Below are 19,184 nucleotides of genomic sequence, written 5' to 3'. Positions count from 1 at the left end.
TTTTTCTTCCAAATTGACTGGTCAGTCCAGAACTGATTTTTGATCATAATTTCAACAATTCCAAGGGAGATTTTCAAGATGTCGGAACCGACGAAACACCTGTCCTCAAAAGTGGCGATCGTGACCGGTGGATCGCGGGGGATCGGGGCGGCCATTGCCAGGCGATTGGCGGGGGATGGTGCAGCGGTCGCCATTACCTACAGTTTCTCATCCGAACAAGCGAATGAGGTCGTCCGGGCGATCGAGGCGGAAGGAGGCAAGGCCCTGGCGATCCAGGCCGATTCCGCCGATTCGTCCGCAGTGAAAGCGGCAGTAGCCCAAACGGTCGCTCACTTCGGTCGCCTCGACGTGCTCGTCAACAACGCAGGGATCGTCCTGCTGAAGGCGTTCGGCGATTTTTCGATGGACGAATTCGACCGGAGCGTGGCCGTGAACGTTCGTGCGATCTTCGCGGCGGCCCAGGAAGCCGCGAAGCACATGGCCGAAGGGGGACGGATCGTGAACATTGGCAGCATGGTCGCCGACCGCACTCGCTTCGCTGGCGGTTCGATCTACGCGATGACCAAAGCCGCAGTGGCATCGCTGACTCGCGGCCTTGCGATCGACCTCGCCGCTCGCCAGATTACCGTGAACAACGTCCAGCCGGGGCCGACCGACACCGATGCTAACCCCGCCGATGGCCCCCTTTCTGAGATGATCAAACGCATGATCCCATTGCAACGATATGGCACGGCGGACGAGGTCGCGGGGCTCGTCTCCTATCTGGCAAGTCCGGAGTCCGGGTTCGTGACCGGGGTCAGCCTGACTATCGACGGCGGACTCAATGCTTGAGTGGTTGTAAATCCATCATACAGTCCACACCCTGTCGCCCTCGGGTGAAGACATCAGGAGCAAAGTGGCATAAACGTTCGATGGGACAAGAGGTTACGGTCTAGCTTAATGGCGTTCGACCTTAACCGGTGCAATCGTCCGAGGCGATCACTGAAGCCATCATCTCCGGAATGCCTCCCGACGACGCAGAGCGATCTTACCGAAAAAATCACCGGCGGTATTCGACATCCTCGTCCCGATTTCGTCCCCAATCCTGGACTCGGCTCGTAAGTCGACGGGCTCGCGTTCGATAGCTGGGGGTCGATGAAAAGCCACCTGCGCCGGTGCGTCAGCCGTTCGAGACGCCTCGAAAATAAATCGATTGGCGATGGGCCGGGTGGACACTAGCTGGTGAAATTGCAGAGGTTTTCGGCGTCTTCAAGGGGCTTCAGCCGTGGGGCGAGGACCATCCCAGATCGCGACCAAGAGCCTGACCGTCCTGTTCGAGTCCGGGACGGCCGTCGGGCTGAGCGACCACGAGTTGGTCGGACGGTTTGCGGCTCGTCGCGATGAGCAGGATCCGGCGGCTGAGGCCGCGTTCGCCGCGCTCGTGGCGAGGCATAGCCCGATGGTGTTCCAGGTCTGTCGCACGGTGCTGGGCGACCGCCACGAGGCCGAGGATGCCTTCCAGGCGACGTTCCTCGTGCTGGCCAGTCGCGCGAAGTCGATCCGCTCGAGGGATTCGGTCGGGGCGTGGCTGTATGGCGTGGCGTTGAGGGTCTCCTCGCGGGCTCGAACGCAGGCGACGCGTCGGAAACACCGCGAGCAGAGGCACGCCGCGAGGGCCGAGGCTCAAGCTGGGGGCACCGACATGAGACCGGGGCTCGACGGGGACATCGCCCGCATCCTCCAGGAGGAGATCGGGCGGCTGCCCGCGAAGTTCCGCGCGGCGGTCGTGCTCTGCTACCTCGAAGGGCTGACCCACGAGATGGCGGCCGGCGAGTTGGGTTGCCCCGTCGGGACGATCCGGAGCCGGCTGGCGACGGCCCGCGAGCGGTTGAAGCGGCGCCTGACCCGACGGGGCATCGCGTCGGCGGCCCCGCTCGAGTGGCTCGCCTCGTCGTCGGTCCGGCTCGCGGAGTCGGCCTCCGCGGGCACGGCGGTGCCCGTCGCGCTGGTGGAAGGGGCGATCCGAGGCGCCATGCAAATCGGCCTGGGCCGTGAAGCGTTGGCCGGGACCGTCTCGGCCGGGACCGTGACCTTGATGGAGGGGATCTTATCCAACATGATGACGAACAAACTGATGATCATGGCGGTACCAGTTTTCGTCGTCGGATTCGTGACGGCGGGGGTTGGCCTGGCATCCAACTCCGCACCTCGCCGCGAGCAGGAGCCAGCATCAGACCAGGCAATCGGGCAGGAAGTTCCTCAGAAGAAGGATTCGAGCACGCCCCTACCTACCGGGCCGCAACCCAAGGCTTCCAGCAAAACGCCCTCCAACGGGGAATTGAAGAAGGCCTTTCGCCGTCGAGACGAGGAGGACGTGAAGAGGCTCATTCGCGAATACCAGGAGAAGGAGGATGCTTTCCTGAAAACGATGCAGGAGGCGAAAACCACCGAGGCGCAGGCCGCCTTGCAAAAGGACCGCGTCAATCCCGCCTTCTATGCCGGTGCGCTCCTGCAACTGGCCGAGCAGGATCCCGGAACGCCCGCCGCGGAAGAGGCCCTGATCTGGATCGCCACGCACCTCCTTTATGGCTCGATGGTGGAACGAGCCAAGGAGATGATCGTGCGCGATCACATCAAGGGCGACAAACTTGAACCCCTTTTTAACATCCGCCAGGTCCAGATGGTAGGTTCCACGGCGACCGAGCGACTCTTCCGGGAGGCGATGGAGAAGAACCAGAACCGCAAGATCCGCGGCATGGCTTGCTACCATCTCGCCTGCTTCCTCGACACTCGCGCGGCCTCCATTCGCGTGCGTCGGCTCTTCGATCCAGAAAAATTGAGACTTCTCGCTGATCCCGACAGGAGTCCGGTCGCCGTAAGAGGCTCTTGACAAGAGGAGATAGGGCCTGCGTGCTTGTGGGTGATTACCCGTCCCACAGGAGCACGCAGGTCATGGCGACCCGAAGGCCCCACGTCCGTACCATACCCCTGAGTTGCGCCCCGAGCCAGGCTCCATGCCCCACGTGCGGCAAGCGGGGGCGCCGCAAGCAGGTCCTCCGGCGCCTCGTCCGGACCCTCGCCTACAAGCAGGTCGTCTTCCTCGACATCACTTACGGCGAGTATCGCGCCCGCTGCGGCTGCTGCAGCACCTTCCGCACCTGCCCCCCGGGCGTCGAACCTAAGGCCGCCTACGACCACAAGGTCCGAGAGGCGGTCCTCGACCGGATCCTCGACGACGGCATGAGCGTCGAGCGCGTCATCGCCTCGATGCGCCGCGACTTCCTCCTGGACCTCTCCGACGGCTTTGTCTACGACTGCCTCGACCGCAGGGTCCGCGGCCTCGACATGGCCGAGCATCGCCGCTGGATCCTGACCCGGTTCAGCGGTACGCTCTGCGTCGACGAGCTCCACCTGGGCCGATCGACGCTCCTGCTGGCCACCGACCCGCTCCAGGACCTGCCCGTGGCCTTCGCCGTCGTCGCCGGCGACGATCGCGACCACATGCGGCGGTTCCTCAAGGACCTCAAGTGGTGGGGGCTGTTGCCGCAGGTGGTGGTGACCGACGGCTCAAACCTCTATCCGACCCTGCTGGCGGAACTCTGGCCGGCGGCCCGCCATCAGTTGTGCGTCTTCCACGTCCTGAAGGACCTGCATCAGCGCGTCCTGGACGCGGTGCGTCGGATGCGGCGGGGCTCTCCCGCCGCGGCAACCGAGGCCGCAAGCGGAAGCCGGGCCGGCCCCGGCGCCGGTCGCGGCGGCGCCTGACGAACAAGGAGAAATCGGCCTTCGTCTTCAAGCATCGCTGGCTGATCGTGAAGCGCCGCGAGGGGATGAGCGCCGGGGAGCGGGCGGACCTGGAGACGATGCTGAGCTATCTGCCGGAGCTGAAGACGTTGCGGGACTTCGTGGACCGTCTCACGATGCTATTCGAGGAGGGGCAGACGGAGGAGCTGGCCCGGGGCCGGCATGCGGCGCTCCTGGGGAATCCCCGCTTCCAGAAGGTCCCCGAGCTGTCGTCGGCGATGGGGATGCTCCCCGACGAGAAGTTCGCCAAGATGATCGCGTTCCTGAAGGACCCGGCGTGCCGCCGGGTGCGGACGAACAATCATGTCGAGCGCGTCAACCGGCAGCTCCGGCATGAGGAGAAAGCGCGGTACAAGTGGCGGGAGCGTCGGACGATCGTGCGGTTCCTGGTCCTGCTCATGGACCGTCGCTACAAGCGCGAGAGGGCGATACGAAGTCGGTGGCATGGCGATCCGGGGCCGAGCGGAGATGATGGATGCTCACCAAAGGCGGTGCCCAGGGGGCGAGTGGCGTGACGCGAGGGCCAAGGACTGTCGGGATCAGCGAGAAGTGTCAAAATTGAAGGCGTTAGGATCGCCCATCAACAAGGAAGGCTGGGGCTACGACTATGAGGAGAGGCTCAACAAGTTAGACGTCGATGCCTTGGAGCGTGAAGCCGAAAGCCTGTATGGGCGAGTGATCGAAGAATTCGCCGATATCCCGCTCGCGAATCCATCCCCACTCTCCCCACGCGATACCACCTACGCAGATGCGGCCCGACACCAACTGGTCGCCCTCCGCGGCCTCGGAATCGGCCGCCCGGCGCCCGAGATCGAAGGCCTCGACCTCGACGGCAAGCCGATGAAACTCAGCGATTACCGGGGCAAGGTGGTCGCGATCTACTTCTGCGGCCCGGTCCAACTCAGCGCCGATGGGACCGGCGAGCCCGCGATGGTCACAGCCGCGGTGCGCGACGAGGCCCTCCGCCACGCGAACGAGGCGTTCGCCCTGCTTGGTGTCGCGGTCCCATCCCCGGGCCGAGCCTCGGATCGCGAATCGTTCGGGAAACTGCTCGGGGCTAGCGGGTTACCCGCCCGGTTCTGGTGGGATCAGGAGCCGGATGGAAAGCCGGGACCGATCCAGACGGCCTGGAACGCTCGAGTCGACCTCATTCTCATCGACCCCCAGGGGAGAATCCGCTACAAGCACATCCTGCAGCCCGAACTGCTGAAGAAAACCGTCGCCGAGCTCTTGAAAGAAGCGAAAAGCCGGGACGCAGGTCCCGGCAAGAAGAATTGAACCAGGGGCGAAGTCACAGGTTGGCCCAACGGCCTAGAGATCCTCGGCGTTGAAGGTGTCGCCCTGGCGGAGGTCGCCGGTCTCGAGGCCCTTGCGGAACCAGCGGACGCGCTGCTCGGAGGTGCCGTGGGTGAAGGAGTCGGGGACGACGTACCCTTGCGAGCGGCGTTGGAGGGTGTCGTCGCCGATCGCGGTGGCGGCACGCAGGGCGGATTCGACGTCGCCGGGCTCGAGGATGTTCTGCATCCTCTGGGCGTGATGGGCCCAGACTCCGGCGTAGAAGTCGGCCTGGAGCTCCATGCGGACCGAGAGGGCATTCGCACCGCGCTCGTCGGCCTGGCGGCGGGCCGCCTCGAACTTCTGATTCGTGCCCAGGAGGTTCTGGATGTGGTGGCCGACCTCGTGGGCGACCACATAAGCCTGGGCAAAATCACCGGGGGACTTGAACCGCTTCTCCAGTTCCTTGAAGAATGAGATGTCGAGGAAGACACTGGCATCGCCCGGACAATAGAACGGGCCGACCGCCGCGTCGGCCATGCCGCACTGAGAGTTGACCGAGTCGGTGAAGAGGTGGAGCTTGGGCTCCTCATAATTCCGACCGATCTTCTGGAATAGCTCCGTCCAGACGTCCTCGGTATCCGCCAGCACGACCTTCACGAACTGGACGCGTTCCTCTTCCTCGGGACTCCCCTTCGGGCCGGGCTGACCCGGCTGGGCGGGGGCTTGCTGTCGTTGCTGGTTGTTGGCGACGAACTGGAGGATCTGCCGGGGGTCGGCCCCCAACAAAAGGGCGATCACCACGATGACGAGCGTGCCCATCCCGCCGCCGATCGCGGCCGTGGTCACAGGTCTCCCGCGATCATCTTCAACGTTCTCGCTCTCCCGCCCGCCTCGCCAACGCATGGTTCCCCCTCCTCGATATCCACTTCGACGATGACGCTCGATCCCGGCCCTCGACGCCGAGACTGCGATGGTCCTGGTCCCGCCGACGCATCCGGTCTGATCCGTCGGCTTTGTCCCGAAGTGTCTACATTTCCCATGCCGCGCGATCGACTTCCCAGAGAGAAGCCAACGACGCGAGTTCGCACGCCATCGACCCTCATTTCATGACGCAAGGCACTCGAACGCAAGCCGCAAGGGGCATCCCGAGGTCGGGAAATGAATTTCTCAGGCGCTCGCAAACTGGGAGACGGGGATCAATCGTCGAGGGGGGGTCATCTCTATCGAGGCGAGGCGGAAAGCCAACCGGGTCCGACCCGAGCGTGGGCCTCGGGTCGGACTTCGGGGATGTTCACGAATTCACCGTTTCATAGCTGGTGCTCAGGGAGAGGGATTCCCAGCGGTCGAGGTCCTGCTCGACCTGCCTGAGCTTGCGCCTCATCCGCTCGAGGGCGTCGCCGCCGAGGGCGAGGCGGAGGGGCGGCGAGGGGGAGTCGACCATCTCGAGGATCGCGGCGGCCGCGGCGGCGGGATCGCCGGGCTGCTTGCCGTTGATCTGGTCGAAGTGGGCGAGCATCCGGCCGCTCGTCTCCACGTAGTCGTCGATGGAGTTCGACGACATCTGGAGCGAGTCGGGCGTGAGGAAGTCGGTGCGGAACGCGCCCGGCTCGACGATCGTGACGCGGACGCCCAGCGGCGCCAGTTCCAAGGCCAGGGCCTCCGACATACCCTCCAGCGCGAACTTGCTTGCGTTGTAAATCCCGGCGCCGGCGATGGACGTGAACCCGCCGACCGACGAGACGTTCAGGATGTGCCCACGACGCTGGGCCCGGAGCGTCGGCAAGGCCGCGCGGATCACGTTGAGCGAGCCGAAGAAATTGGTCTCGAAGACGCCGCGAGCCTGCGCCTGGCTGACCTCCTCGACCGCCCCGAGGAGCCCATAACCCGCGTTGTTGACGACGTAATCGAGCCGCCAGTGCAGCGAGTAGGCCCGCTCCACGGCCGCCTCGACCTGCTTCATGTTGTTGACGTCCATTGGCAGGACGAGCAGTTCACCGTCCCCCGCGTCGAGGTCGGCCCGGCCGTTCCTCGACGTCCCCACGACCACATCGCCCCGCGCCAGGACCGCGCGGGCCAGTTCCTTGCCCAAGCCTCGAGAAATCCCCGTGATGAACCAGACCTTCTTCCCTTGCGGCATCGATCAACCTCCCTCTCGCGACGATCCAAGGAGTCCTTTGAAATGCCGTCCTCCGCCGCATTCGGGTCACCGTCTCGGGCTTCGACGGTTAGAATGCTGGGAGGAGCCCAGATGCGCCGATCCCGGTCGGCTTCGCAGAAGGCGGAAAGTGAAAAGTGAAGTGTCCGTCTCTCGATCCCGATCCTAGAATAGACTCGGTGAACCAAAAAAGTCTACTCGGTCCATCGTAGCGCGAAGGTACCCGCAAGGCAAGGGCGCATTTCCATGTCTTCTCCGTCGTCGTCGCTGAACCCGTCCCGGAGCACTGCCGACCTGGTGGTCGAGTCGGCGATGCAGCTATTCTCGCGCTACGGCTATCGCCGGACCTCGATGGTCGACATCGCGCGGGAGGCGGGCCTGGCCAAGGCGACGCTGTACCTGCACTACGAGGGGAAGGAGGACGTCCTCCGCGCGGTCCAGGAGCGGATGATCGACGCGGTGACGCGACGCTGCGATGAGGCGGAGGCGGCCCCGGTCCCGTTCCGCGAGCGTCTGCACCGGATGATCGACGCGAGGTTCGGCGCCGCGTTCGAGGTCTTCAACGACCACGACAGCCTCCCCGAGTTGAAGAAGGCCTGGCCGACGGCCGGCGGCGAGCGGCTCATCGCCCACGAGGCGGAGTACCGGGCGAGGCTCGCGAAGATGATCGCCACCGCCGAGCAATCGGGCGAGATCACCCTCGCACGCTGTGGCCTCACCCCCGAGGCCATCATCCGACTCCTCGTCAGCAATGCGGTCGGCGCCAAGTGGGACCGCGAGCTATCCAAAAGCGTCCCCGCCTACCGGGCGCACCTCGCCGATTTGGCGTCATTGATCGCCGCGGCCGTCGAGCGATGAGATCAAACTAAAGGCTTCGCGTCGGATCGATCGTCCTTGGAATCATCCCTCAGGTAGACCGCGGCCAGCAGGATGGCCCCGGCGACCACACAGCCCTCGCGGCGGTCGAGGAATCCGATGATGATCAGCCCGAGGCCGACGAGGAAATAGACCGTCGCGAGCAGGTAATTCAGGATCATCGCTCATCCCCGAGACGCAGCCGACTGTTCGTTGTCTTGCAGACATCAATAAAACAAACGAACAACGACGTCAATCAGGACGCCGGTAGCTTCGGGCGTGCTACCGGCTAGATCGCCTCGAATTCGACGGCGTGACTCCTGGCCTCGGGCTCGATGAAGCGGGCGAGCTTCTCGCCCTCCTTGGTGAGTTGCTTCTTGACGGCCGCCGAGGGCGGGATGAACGGCGTGACCTTCAGGGTCGCGACCTTCTTCGCCAGGGTGCACTTCCAGACGCCGGCGACGACGCCATCGATGAGGATCGTGGGAGCCACCAAAAGGTTCTTGGAGGTGACCCGGGGGCGATGCTCGTCGGCGATGATACGCGTCCGGTCGGCATGCGAGAGGATGACGTTGTCGAAGCCGGGGAGGAAGCGGACGGGGGCCGGCGTATCTTCCGGTGGTAGAGGGGCGTCGGGGAGGTCGAAGAGCTCGCGATTGCGCTCGTCGCGGAAGGTCTGCAACTGAGGGCGAAGCTCTTCGAGGACGGCCTTCATCCCGGCGAGGCCGGACCACGTCTGCACGTCGGCGGCGGTCGCGGGGCCGAACGCGGCGAGGTAGCGCAGGACGAGGTCGTGCGGCCGCTCGGAGATCGAAGGAGCCTGGCCGAGCCAGCCCTCGGCGACGGCGAAGTTGGTGTCGGCGCGGTAGCCCCAGGCCGATTCGTCGGGGACGCTCACGAGTGGCAGGTGGGTGCGGACGGCGTAGCCCATCGCGCGCTCGTCGAGGTCGGGGAAGCTCGCCACGAGCGCGGCGCGGAGGTTCGTGAAGGTGCTCGGGCTCGCGTCGAAGTGCCGACGGGCCTCGGCCACGAGGCCGGGGATGTCCAGGGCCTCTCCCCTTTCCTTGAGGATCGCACGCATCCCGGCGCTCAGGCCCGGCTGGAGGGCTCCCCGGAAGGCGAGGTAATCCCCGGCAGTCATCAGATGCAAGGTCCCCCGCAACGTCGTGGCCCGCACGACCTGGCGATCGTGGAGGAGTTGCGAGAGCGCCGGACGCGTAAAGCCTTCGAGCCGCGTCCAGAGCCCGACATATGGAGGCTGCGGCTGCTGGGCCTGCATCCCCACGAGGCGCTCGATGACCTGGAGCGGCGGCAGATCCTCGCGTTCCAGGAGCATCTGACGCGCAAGCAAGGCCCGATTCAAGCGTTTCTGCGAGAGCGTCTCGAGCGCCACGGGAGGACTCCTGCAATCCCTTGCGGATGGCGGACAAAACCGATCAGGCCTCGACGATGGCCATGAGGAAGCCGTCGTAGCCCTTGCTGCCCACGGTCTGGATGGCCGTGGCCGTCACGCGGGGCTCGGCGGCGACGATTTCGTAGAGCCGCCGGGAGCCCTGGACCCTGGGATCGTCGCTGTTCGCGTCGGCGATGGCCCCCTCGCGCACGACGTTATCGACGACGATGACGCTCCCGGGCCTCGAGAGCTTCAACGCCCAGGCGAAGTAGTCCGGATTACTCGGCTTGTCCGCGTCGATGAAGATGAAGTCGAAGGGGCCGAGGCCCTCGGCCTCCAGCTTCGGCAAGGTCTCGATGGCCGGACCGAGGCGCAGTTCGACGACCCCGTCGAGCCCGGCCCGCGTGAGGTTAGCGCGGGCGACCTCGGCGTGCTTCGGGTCGGCCTCAAGCGTGATGAGACGGCCTCCAGCGGGCAAAGCCCGGGCGAGCCAGATCGTGCTATATGCCCCGAGCGCGCCGATCTCGAGGATCTTGCAGGCTCCGTGGGTCCTGGCCAGCATCCCCAGGAATTTGCCCTGGTTCGGCGCGACGTGGATCGCAGGCAACTCGGCCGCCTCACTCGCCTCGAGCGCCGCCGACAGCACCGGGTCGGCCGGGACAAGCCGGTCCGTGATGTAACGATCCACGGCTGTCCATAACTCCTCGCTCATCGGCCGCCTCCCCTTCGATCTCGAAGCCTCGCCTCATCCATCCGCAATGACCCGAGGCGAAAATACCCTCCGACGGCCGTCGCCGATACCCGCCTCTCCCTCCCCGAATGCTCCCGAGCTGGACCGAATCTAGTGATCGGGCGAGCAGCAACTATTGCTGTACAGAAAATCCGGAACCTCAACAAGGCGGAACCGCCCGGGGGCTTCGGGACTTGTCGGGATACAGTGGGCACGATCTCTTAACCTGTTATACTCTTCGAGGAACGACGCCAGATGACCTGCCCCAGTTTGCCCACCCGGTCAGTCCTTACTCGTAGAGCCGCGGAAGATCCATGCGATCCAAGAGGGTTTTGACGGCGCTCACGCTCTGCTCGGCGTTCTCGGTCTTCTGCCCGGGAGCCGGGGCGGCCGAGCCGACGGCCTTTGACAAGGAAGTGAAGCCGGTCCTCGAGAAGCACTGCATCGGCTGCCACGGTGCGCTCAAGGCGAAGGCGGGGATCGACCTCTCCCGGTTCAAGGACGAGGCCGAGGCGAAGCAGGATCCCGAACTCTGGACCCGGGTGGCCGACGCCATCCACGAGCGCACCATGCCGCCGAAGGGGCGTCGCAAACTCCTCGATGCCGAGGTGGTCCGCTCGACCGAGATCATCGAGGCCATGCTCGAGTCGATCGAGGGGGTCCAGGATCCGGGTCGAGGCCCGATCCAGCGCCTGACGCGAGAGCAGTACAACAACACGATCCGCGACATCCTGGGCGTCGACACGCGTCCGGCCGACGCCTTCCCGACCGATGGCGGCGGCGGGGCCGGGTTCGACAACAACGCGTCGACCCTCTTCGTACCGCCGATCCTGATGGAGAAGTACCTGGCGGCGGCGACCGACGTGCTCGGGAAGGCTGATCCAGGTCGCTACCTCGTCGCCCGCCCCGACGAGACGACGCCGAAGGATGAGGCCGCCAGGCGCTGCATCGAGCGGTTCGCGTCGCGGGCCTTCCGCAGGCCGAGCACTTCGCAGGAGGTCGACCGCCTGCTCCAGCTCTTCAAGCTCGCAGACGGCCGCGGCCGTCCGTTCGAGGAGTCGGTCCGGCTGGCCTTGCGGGCGGTGCTGGTCTCGCCGAGCTTCCTGTTCCTGGTCGAACAGGATCAGCCGGGGGATACGCCCTACCGCGTCAGCGAATACGAGCTGGCCAGCCGCCTCTCGTACTTCCTCTGGTCGTCGATGCCCGACGACGCCCTCTTCGACCTCGCCGCGAAGGGGATGCTGCACGAGCCGGCCGTCCTCGAAGCGCAGGTCAAGCGGATGCTGGCCGACCCGAAGTCGCGGGCGTTGGCGAAGAACTTCGCCGGCCAGTGGCTCCGGGTGAACATCCTGCCGACGATCGACGGGCCGGATCGCGGCATCTTCCCCGACGACTCGCCCCAGTTCCGCGAGGCGATGGCGGAGGAGGCGATCGCCTTCTTCCACGCCCTCCTCCGCGACGACCGCCCCGTCCTCGACCTGATCGGAGCCGACTACACATATCTCAACGAGGCGATGGCGAAGCACTACGGGATCGAAGGCGTCACCGGCCCCGACTTCCGCCGCGTGGAGTTGAAGGATCCGAACCGGGGGGGCGTGCTGGGGATGGCGGCCATCCTGACTCTGACCTCGTATCCGCAGCGGACCAGCCCCGTTTTGCGCGGCAAGTGGGTGCTCGAGGAGATTCTCGGAACCCCGCCCCCGCCCCCTCCGCCGAACGTCAAGGTGCTCTCGCCCGAAGGGGGACCGGTCGACGGCAAGACCTTCCGCCAGCGCCTCGAGATGCACCGGGGCAAGGCCGAGTGCGCCTCATGCCACGCCAAGCTCGACCCGCTCGGCTTCGGCCTCGAAAGGTTCGACCCCGTCGGGCGGCTGAGGGACAAGGTCGGCGGGCTCGACGTGGACGACTCGGGGGAGCTTGCCTCGGGCGAGAAGTTCCGGGGCGCGGCCGAGCTCAAGAAGATCCTCAAGGAGCAGAAGCGCGACCTCTTCGTGAGGAACCTGACGCGCAGGATGCTTTCTTATGCGTTGAAGCGGGGCGTCGAGTTCTACGACGCCAACGCGGTCAGGGAGATCGACGGGGCCCTCGCCGATCACGAGTACCGGAGCACGGTGCTCGTCTCCGAGATCGTCAAAAGCTATCCGTTCCAGTATCGTCGCAACGAATCCCCCCCGAAGCCCGGAGCCGAGGCCAAGCCATGAGCAGAGCGAGCCGACTCATCACCCGTAGGACGATGCTCCGGGGCCTGGGCGTGACGATGGGCCTCCCCCTGCTCGACGCCATGCGCCCCGCGGCCTTGACCGCGCTCGCCGCCGGGGCCTCGACGCCCGACGCCCCCACCCGCATGGCCTTCCTCTTCTTCCCCAACGGCGTCAACCCGCACACCTGGACGCCCACAGGAAAGGGGGCGAACTACGAGCTGACGCCCGTCCTCCAGCCCCTGGCGGCGCTCAAGGACGACGTCCTGCTCCTGACCCAACTGACGAACCGGAACACCGAGACCGGCGACGGCCACTACGTCAAGGACGCCGCCTGGCTCACCGGCACGACCATCACCCGGACCACCGGAGCCGACCTGAACGCCAACGGCGTCTCGGTCGACCAGCTCGCCGCGCGGAAGGTCGGCAACTTCACCCCCCTGCCCTCGCTCGAGCTCGGCGTCGAGCCGGTCACGATGGGGGTCGACACGGTGGTCGGATACACGCGCCTCTACGGCTCGCACATCTCCTGGTCGACGCCGACGACCCCGCTGGCCAAGGAGATCAACCCGAAGCTCGCCTTCGACCGCCTCTTCCGCTCGAACGCCGGCAAGTCCTCGGGGGACGGGGCGGAGGATCGGAGCGTGCTGGACCTCGTCATGGACGACGCAAAGTCGCTCCGGGACAGGGTCGGCGGTGCGGATCGGCTCAAGCTCGACGAGTATCTCGACTCCGTCCGCGCCGTGGAGCGCCGGATCGCCTTCGACGCGAGCAACCGCCGGGCGCAGGTGCTGGACGACCCCGCCGCTCGCGAGGACCTCAAGAAGCTCGGCGACCGTGTCGACTCGTACCAGACGGACCTCGGGCGGCTCCGCGAGCGGAAGATGGAGCACACCGAGCATGCCAAGATCATGCTCGACATCATCCTGCTCGCCTTCCAGACCGACTCCACGCGCGTGGCCAGCTTCATGTTCGGCAACGCCGTGAGCGGCAAGAACTTCTCGTTCATCGAGGGGGTCGGCGGCGGCCACCACGAGATCTCGCACCACGAGAACGACCAGGAGAAGCTCGAGCAGTACGACAAGATCACCGCCTGGCACGTCGCGCAGTACGCCTACCTCCTGGATCGGATGAAGAAGATCAAGGAAGGGGAGAAGACCCTGCTCGAAAACTCCATGGTCGTGCTCGGCTCGGCGCTCCGTGACGGCAACAGCCACAACCCGCACAACCTGCCGATCGTCCTGGGCGGGCGCGGTGGCGGCACCCTCGCGACAGGCCGGCACCTGACCTATTCCAAGGACACGCCGCTCTGCAATCTTTACGTCTCCATGCTCGACCGCATGGGCGTGAAGGTCGACCGCTTCGCCGACAGCACGGGCCCCCTGCCCGGCCTCGACGACCCCAGGTTCGAGGGCTGAGGCGATTGGGTCTCCGCCATGCTTGGGCCAACGGCCCGGCGCGGGTATGATTTTCGTAGAGGATCGAGTCGGGCGCAGAGGCCGCGCCCGGCCGTCCCATCATGCGGAAAACGCGAAAGCATCCCCTGGCGGAGAGACCCTCGTGCTATCCCCCGATCGCATCAAGCCATTCATCCTCCACGAGGATCTCCACCTCCGGCATGCGGCGGTCGATTATTTTTATGAGAGCTATTCCAGGGATCCGGAGGTCCCGGCGGCGCTCCTGGAGGCGGTGGCACGCTACGGCGACGAAGGCCCACTCCACAAGATTCTACCCATGCTCCGGCGGTTCGTGGCCGACGCCACCACGATCGATCGTGCCCTGGACCTGATCCCGACCCTCGAAGAGAAGTTCCTACTTGCGGGCGTCTGGGATTTCGTGTTCTCAGGCCCGATGGACGTGCTCGAGGCGAAGCAAGGTCGCATCCTCGAGCACCCGAACATCACCCCGGAACTAACCGGGCGCCTACGCCGCCTGCTCGCTATGCGCGACTGGTCGGGGGAGCAGCTCTGGGGAGAGCTCCAGCACTTCGCCAAATCCTCCGAGGAGCACCAGTACGTCGGCGACATCGACCTCGACTACGCCAAGGACATCATCAGGCTCCTCGCGCCCCACTCCGTGCCCGACGTGGAGGCCCTGCGCGAAATCATCCGCTCGAACGAGGATGAAGAGACGGGATGGATCGGGATCTTCGCCGTCGACCTGGCCGGGGAGCGGAAGGTCGCCGAGGTGGTCCCGGACCTGGTCAACCTCTACAAGATCGACGCCGAATACCTGCTCGAGCAAGCTTCGACGGCATTGGTGAAGATCGCCGACCCCGAGGCCGTCCGCCTGATCGCGGCCATGTACCCGACGGAAGGGGATACCTTTCGAATCTACTCGACAGGGCCTCTGGGCGGCATCAAGCACGAGGATTCCGTCGACGCCTGTTTCGCCCTGATCGAGGCGGATGATAACGAGGAGAGCCGGGCGCTTATCGGCAAGGCACTCTGCTCGCAGTTCTCCGAGCGTGCGATCCCGACGATCGAGAAGGTGATCGCGGAGGGCTACGATAACTCCTACACGTCGCTGGAAGGGGAGCTCCTCAACCTCGCGGATATCCTCGGCATCACGCTCCCCCAGGCCGAGGCCTGGAGGAAAGAGCGCGACGAGGACGAGAAGGCGATCGCCAGCCGGATCCGCGCGATGGAGCAGGATCTGGGGGGAGGCGACTTCTCGGGCGGCTCCTGGGCGAATGATCCGGGATCGTCCTGGGGGAATGCGACGGGAGCCTCCTGGGCGAACACGCTCGAGCTGCCGGGCCCCGAGCCTTTCGTCCCCGCGCCGGTGGCCCCGATCAAGCACGACGGCCCGAGGATCGGCCGGAACGACCCCTGCCCCTGCGGGAGCGGCAAGAAGTACAAGAAGTGCCACGGCAGGTCGTCGGGCTGATTCGCCGGCTCCATCTCGGAAGGGTGACGCCACAAACTCTGCCCGCCCCGGGGGCGTGCCCGGATGGTTTTGCGGGCACCGCCCCACGCACTTCGGGGATCGGGCCCGCGTGCCGGAAGCGGTTGCGCCCCGAGTTCTTCGGGAAGGGCCGCTCGGCGATTTCATCGCGCTCCGATTCGGTATAGACTCTGCATGCAAGAGTAGGTCCCCCACCATCCGGGGAAGATTCCGCCCCCTTTGAGTCGAGAGGCCACGCGGCAAGGCATGCAACCCACGGTTCAGGAAGTCCTCAGCGCCGATATCCATCTCCTCGGGGATCTGCTCGGCCAGGCGATACGTCGCCTCAGCGGCGAAGAGGCGTTCGACCTGGAAGAAGAGATCCGCGCCTCGGCCAAGGAGCTGCGGTCGAGCCCGTCGCTGGACGACGCCCGCCGGCTCCGCGACCGCCTCGGCGAGCTCGACGTGCCGGCGCTCCGCGGCCTGATCCGGGCCTTCAGCATCTACTTCGACCTCATCAACCTCGCCGAGCAGCAGGCCCGCGTCCGAGCCCTCCGCCGCGCGGCGATCGAGGGCAAGGTCTCCTCATCGCAGGCCGAGACCACCGAGGCCGCCCTCCGCCAGATCCGCGACCGCGGCATCGACGCCGACCAGGTCGCCGAGCACCTGGCCCAGGCCCTCGTCTGTCCGGTCTTCACCGCGCACCCGAGCGAGGCCAGGCGCAGGACGAGCCTCGAGAAGCTCGCGTCGATCGCCCGCCAGCTCGACCGCGTCGAGTACGGCCAGGCCCTGCCGATCGAGCGCGAGCAGGCGATCGCCGCCATCGCCGAGGAGGTCGAGACCTACTGGCTCTCCGAAGTCATCCGGGCCGAGCGCCCGAGCGTCCTCGACGAGGTCCGGCAGGGGCTCGGCCTGGTCGAGGCCAGGCTCCTCGACGTGGTCCCGCGGGTCTATCGCAAGCTCGAAGAGGCCCTGGATAAGGTCTACCCGGGGCGAGACTGGCAGGTCCCGGCCTTCCTCCAGTTCGGCTCCTGGATCGGCGGCGACCGCGACGGCCACCCGCACGTCACCCACGACGTCACCGCCGAGGCGGTCAAGCTCCAGCAGGAGACGATCCTCCGCTTCTACCTGACCCGGGTCCAGGACCTCTGGCGGCGTTTGAGCCACTCCGACCACTTCGTCAAGCACGGTCCGGCCTTCCTGGAGTCGCTGGCACGCGACGCGGCCGTGCTGCCCGAGGTCGCCCCCGGCACGGAGCACGAGTCGTATCGCCTCAAGTGCCGGATGATCATCGCCAAGCTGAACCGGACGCTCGACTACCTCAAAGCACTGCCGAACACGCACCTCGAGCCGGCCCCGCCGCCACCGCCGGGGGTCTACCTCGTCCGCCAGGGGCTGCTCGACGACCTCAAGGTCATGACCGACGACCTGATCCAGGCGGGGGCCGAGGCCGCGGCCTCGGGAGCGATCCGAGACCTCACCTGGCTCGTCCAGGTCTTCGGCGTCCACCTACTCAAGATCGACCTCCGCCAGCACAGCAACCGCCACGGCAAGGCCCTCGAGGAGATCTTCCAGTCCACCGGGCTCTGCCCCAACTACCTCGAGTTGAGCCCCGACGAGCGCTTCGACCTGCTCTCGAAGGAGCTGCAACTCTCGCGTCGGATCGTGCCGGCCCTCCCCCTCTACTCGCCCGAGACGGTCGAGGTGGTGGACACCTTCCGCACCTTCGCCGCGATCCTCGAGCGTCAGTGCCCCGAGGTCCTGAGCACCTACATCATCAGCTCGACGACCGAGGCCGCGCACCTCCTCGAAGTCCTGCTTTTCGCCCGCGAGGCCGGCCTCTTCCGCCCCGAGGAGGGGATCAGCCGGATCGACATCGTCCCGCTCTTCGAGGCCCTGATGCCGCTGCGCGAGGGGCCGGCGATCATGGAGCGGCTGCTCGAGTTGCCGATCTACCGCAAGCACGTCGAACTGCGAGGCAACCTGCAAGAGGTGATGATCGGCTACTCCGACAGCAACAAGGAGAGCGGCTTCCTGCAATCGGCCTGGGCCCTCTACCGGGCGCAGGGAGAGCTGACGGAGCTCGGCAAGAAGGCCGGGATCACCATGCAGATGTTCCACGGCCGGGGCGGGGCCGTCGGACGCGGAGGCGGGCCGGCGAACCACGCGATCCTCGCCCAGCCCCGAGGCACGGTGAACGGCCGGCTCCGGATCACCGAGCAAGGCGAGATGATCGCCGACCGCTACGGGCACACGGCCATCGCCGAGCGGCACCTCGAGCAGGTCCTCAACGCCGTCTTGCGGACGAGCTTCCCGGATGATTCCGAGTCGCCCGACCCCGCCTGGTTCTCGGTGCTCGACACCCTCGCCACCTCCGCCTGCAGCCACTATCGAGGGCTCGTGTATGAGTCCCCCGACTTCCTCCCCTACTTCGAGCAGGCCACCTGCATCGGCGAGATCTCGCAGTTCAAGATCGGCTCGAGGCCCGCGCGGCGAGGTGGCGCGGCCACGAACATCGACCAGCTCCGCGCGATCCCCTGGGTCTTCAGCTGGATGCAGAGCCGGCATACCCTGCCCGGCTGGTTCGGGCTCGGAAGCGCCGTGACCGAGTTCCTCCGGGAGGATCCGGGGCGCCTGGAACTCCTCCGCGAGATGTACCGGCGCTGGCCCTTCTGGAGCACCCTGATCGACAACGCCCAGATGATCCTGACCAAGGCCGACCTGACGATCGCCCGCCTCTACGCCGACCTCGTCGACGACCAGGACCTGGCCAACCGAATCTTCGGCCAGATCACCGACGAGTTCAATCGCACGGTCGACGTCATCTGCAAGATCACCGAGCAGGACGAACTCCTCGAACGCTCGCCGATCCTCCGACGTTCGATCGACCGCCGCAACCCGTATGTCGACCCCTTGAGCTTCATCCAGCTCGTCCTCCTCAAGCGCCTCCGCGCCGGCGACGAGCCGCATGAGGAGCTCCTGAGCGGCGTCCTCGAGAGCATCAACGGCGTCGCCTCCGGCCTCAAGAACACCGGCTGAGCCAAGACCCCGGGCGAGATCGAACCGTCAATGCGAGCCGAAGCATCATAAAAGCGATGCAATCGTCGGATCCAATTGATCGAGGGCTCTTTGCAGCATTTTGCACATATCTAGAGTGGCGTTAAATACCGTTCTGGTGGCGTTCAGCTTCTCCACGAGTTCGAGGCGATTAGGATCTTCGGCCTTGGCAGCAGGCATGCGGCGGTATCGGAGGTATTCGTCTTCGAATTGTTCGAGATCCCGCTCCAGTGAAGCTTTCAAGGCCCTGGCGTCAGAGGCCATCCGATTGAGCATCCTCGGCGTGATCTCCGCTCCTTCGAGCTTCGCCTGGCCGAACGAGCCCTCGCCTTGATCGAGGTTTGATAGGCCACTCCGTACAGCCAGGGGGCGAGCCTTTCTCTCGGGATGATCGTATGCGCTTTGCGGGCGAGGACGAGGAACGTCATCTGGAATGCATCCTCGGCGTCATGATGATTCCTCAGGATCCGGCGACAGACGCCCCAGACGAGCGGGCCATTGCGGCGAACGAGTTCCTCGAATGCGGTGTCTTCTCGGCGGGCGACGAATCGATCGAGCCACTGGGCGTCCGTCAGGCCGCCGAGGGCCCCGAGGTCGAAGAGTGCTTGCAAGTCACGGGCGGCCATCTTCATCCGTAGTGATCCCCAAAATCGGTACGACCAACTCCGAGAGGCGCTTTCCTCCTTATTTCCTCATGAGGTGGGATTTCATCCCACATTTTTCGCGAAGAACGAGTATCGAGGAGATGGGCGTCGAAAATTCGAAGGACTTCGGTCGTGGGAGAGTCCCGGCCACTCCTCACTGTTCGAATCCGTCGAGTTGACGGCAGGCTGCCTCGAGCTCTGGATT

The 19,184-nt window shown here is 65.7% G+C and carries 17 protein-coding genes and 1 pseudogene; 11 read left to right on the top strand and 7 right to left on the bottom strand.

The genetic code is table 11. The features are described from left to right. The first annotated feature begins 78 nt into the window (after positions 1-78). The 5 genes from ACOYYX_RS04365 to ACOYYX_RS04345 all read left to right on the top strand — a co-directional run bounded on the left by ACOYYX_RS04365 (position 79) and on the right by ACOYYX_RS04345 (position 5,061). On the top strand, positions 79-831 hold the full coding sequence (locus ACOYYX_RS04365; protein WP_422928713.1) for a 3-oxoacyl-ACP reductase family protein: 753 nt from the start codon (positions 79-81) through the stop codon (positions 829-831). Positions 832-1,264: 433 nt separating this feature from the next. Next, positions 1,265-2,869 carry an RNA polymerase sigma factor gene (locus ACOYYX_RS04360; RefSeq protein ID WP_422928712.1) on the top strand — a complete coding sequence of 535 codons (1,605 nt, stop codon included), beginning with the start codon at positions 1,265-1,267 and terminating at the stop codon, positions 2,867-2,869. Between the two features lie 62 nt (positions 2,870-2,931). Continuing rightward, a complete protein-coding gene (locus ACOYYX_RS04355; protein ID WP_422928711.1) occupies positions 2,932-3,744 on the top strand; it encodes a transposase in 813 nt (270 codons plus the stop codon). A 47-nt stretch (positions 3,745-3,791) separates the two neighbouring features. Continuing rightward, entirely contained in the window at positions 3,792-4,298 is a 507-nt protein-coding gene (locus ACOYYX_RS04350; protein ID WP_422928710.1) for a hypothetical protein, read from the top strand. A 34-nt stretch (positions 4,299-4,332) separates the two neighbouring features. Further along, positions 4,333-5,061, top strand: a complete 729-nt coding sequence (locus ACOYYX_RS04345) for a peroxiredoxin family protein (RefSeq protein WP_422928709.1) — start codon at positions 4,333-4,335, stop codon at positions 5,059-5,061. A gap of 33 nt (positions 5,062-5,094) precedes the next feature. On the opposite strand, the gene ypfJ is transcribed toward ACOYYX_RS04345, so the two are convergent. Beyond that, complete coding sequence (gene ypfJ / locus ACOYYX_RS04340; RefSeq protein WP_422928708.1) at positions 5,095-5,964, bottom strand: KPN_02809 family neutral zinc metallopeptidase; 870 nt, start codon at positions 5,962-5,964, stop codon at positions 5,095-5,097. 388 nt (positions 5,965-6,352) lie between these two features. Continuing rightward, positions 6,353-7,198 carry an oxidoreductase gene (locus ACOYYX_RS04335; protein ID WP_422928707.1) on the bottom strand — a complete coding sequence of 282 codons (846 nt, stop codon included), beginning with the start codon at positions 7,196-7,198 and terminating at the stop codon, positions 6,353-6,355. A 264-nt stretch (positions 7,199-7,462) separates the two neighbouring features. Between ACOYYX_RS04335 and ACOYYX_RS04330 the strand changes: the two genes are divergently transcribed. Next, the gene (locus ACOYYX_RS04330) at positions 7,463-8,074 is read left to right on the top strand and encodes a TetR/AcrR family transcriptional regulator (RefSeq protein WP_422928706.1); all 612 of its coding nucleotides are present in this window, start codon (positions 7,463-7,465) and stop codon (positions 8,072-8,074) included. A gap of 2 nt (positions 8,075-8,076) precedes the next feature. Here the strand turns inward: ACOYYX_RS04330 and ACOYYX_RS04325 are convergent, their stop codons facing one another. From ACOYYX_RS04325 to ACOYYX_RS04315, 3 genes are all read right to left on the bottom strand, one after another. Then, the gene (locus tag ACOYYX_RS04325; RefSeq protein ID WP_422928705.1) at positions 8,077-8,253 is read right to left on the bottom strand and encodes a hypothetical protein; all 177 of its coding nucleotides are present in this window, start codon (positions 8,251-8,253) and stop codon (positions 8,077-8,079) included. A gap of 107 nt (positions 8,254-8,360) precedes the next feature. Next, entirely contained in the window at positions 8,361-9,464 is a 1,104-nt protein-coding gene (locus ACOYYX_RS04320) for a winged helix DNA-binding domain-containing protein (RefSeq protein ID WP_422928704.1), read from the bottom strand. 43 nt (positions 9,465-9,507) lie between these two features. Beyond that, positions 9,508-10,176 (bottom strand): O-methyltransferase, encoded by a 669-nt coding sequence (locus ACOYYX_RS04315; RefSeq protein WP_422928703.1) that lies wholly within the window; start codon positions 10,174-10,176, stop codon positions 9,508-9,510. A gap of 332 nt (positions 10,177-10,508) precedes the next feature. On the opposite strand from ACOYYX_RS04315, the gene ACOYYX_RS04310 reads away from it, so the two are divergent. From ACOYYX_RS04310 to ppc, 4 genes and pseudogenes are all read left to right on the top strand, one after another. After that, positions 10,509-12,395: a DUF1592 domain-containing protein gene (locus ACOYYX_RS04310; protein WP_422928702.1), complete on the top strand. Its 1,887-nt coding sequence runs from the start codon at positions 10,509-10,511 to the stop codon at positions 12,393-12,395. Further along, entirely contained in the window at positions 12,392-13,810 is a 1,419-nt protein-coding gene (locus ACOYYX_RS04305; RefSeq protein WP_422928701.1) for a DUF1552 domain-containing protein, read from the top strand. Before ACOYYX_RS04310 ends, ACOYYX_RS04305 begins: the two co-directional genes overlap by 4 nt. Before the next feature lie 1,390 nt (positions 13,811-15,200). Then, a pseudogene (locus tag ACOYYX_RS04300) lies at positions 15,201-15,281 on the top strand (SEC-C metal-binding domain-containing protein); the annotation flags it as partial. A gap of 264 nt (positions 15,282-15,545) precedes the next feature. After that, the gene (gene ppc / locus ACOYYX_RS04295) at positions 15,546-18,317 is read left to right on the top strand and encodes a phosphoenolpyruvate carboxylase (RefSeq protein WP_422928700.1); all 2,772 of its coding nucleotides are present in this window, start codon (positions 15,546-15,548) and stop codon (positions 18,315-18,317) included. Positions 18,318-18,362: 45 nt separating this feature from the next. Here the strand turns inward: ppc and ACOYYX_RS04290 are convergent, their stop codons facing one another. Both ACOYYX_RS04290 and ACOYYX_RS04285 read right to left on the bottom strand, forming a co-directional pair. Then, positions 18,363-18,599 (bottom strand): hypothetical protein, encoded by a 237-nt coding sequence (locus ACOYYX_RS04290; RefSeq protein ID WP_422928699.1) that lies wholly within the window; start codon positions 18,597-18,599, stop codon positions 18,363-18,365. After that, positions 18,575-18,799 (bottom strand): RNA polymerase sigma factor, encoded by a 225-nt coding sequence (locus ACOYYX_RS04285; protein ID WP_422931589.1) that lies wholly within the window; start codon positions 18,797-18,799, stop codon positions 18,575-18,577. The genes ACOYYX_RS04290 and ACOYYX_RS04285 overlap by 25 nt, the downstream gene beginning before the upstream one ends. Here ACOYYX_RS04285 and ACOYYX_RS04280 point away from each other — a divergent pair. Next, complete coding sequence (locus ACOYYX_RS04280; RefSeq protein ID WP_422931725.1) at positions 18,731-18,973, top strand: hypothetical protein; 243 nt, start codon at positions 18,731-18,733, stop codon at positions 18,971-18,973. The genes ACOYYX_RS04285 and ACOYYX_RS04280 overlap by 69 nt on opposite strands. Positions 18,974-19,184 lie beyond the last annotated feature (211 nt).

It is taken from the genome of Singulisphaera chitinilytica, from assembly GCF_049331405.1.
Lineage (GTDB): Bacteria > Planctomycetota > Planctomycetia > Isosphaerales > Isosphaeraceae > PoT.
The sequence above is the reverse complement of the archived record's forward strand: the minus strand, read 5'-3'. Positions and strand labels throughout refer to the sequence as shown.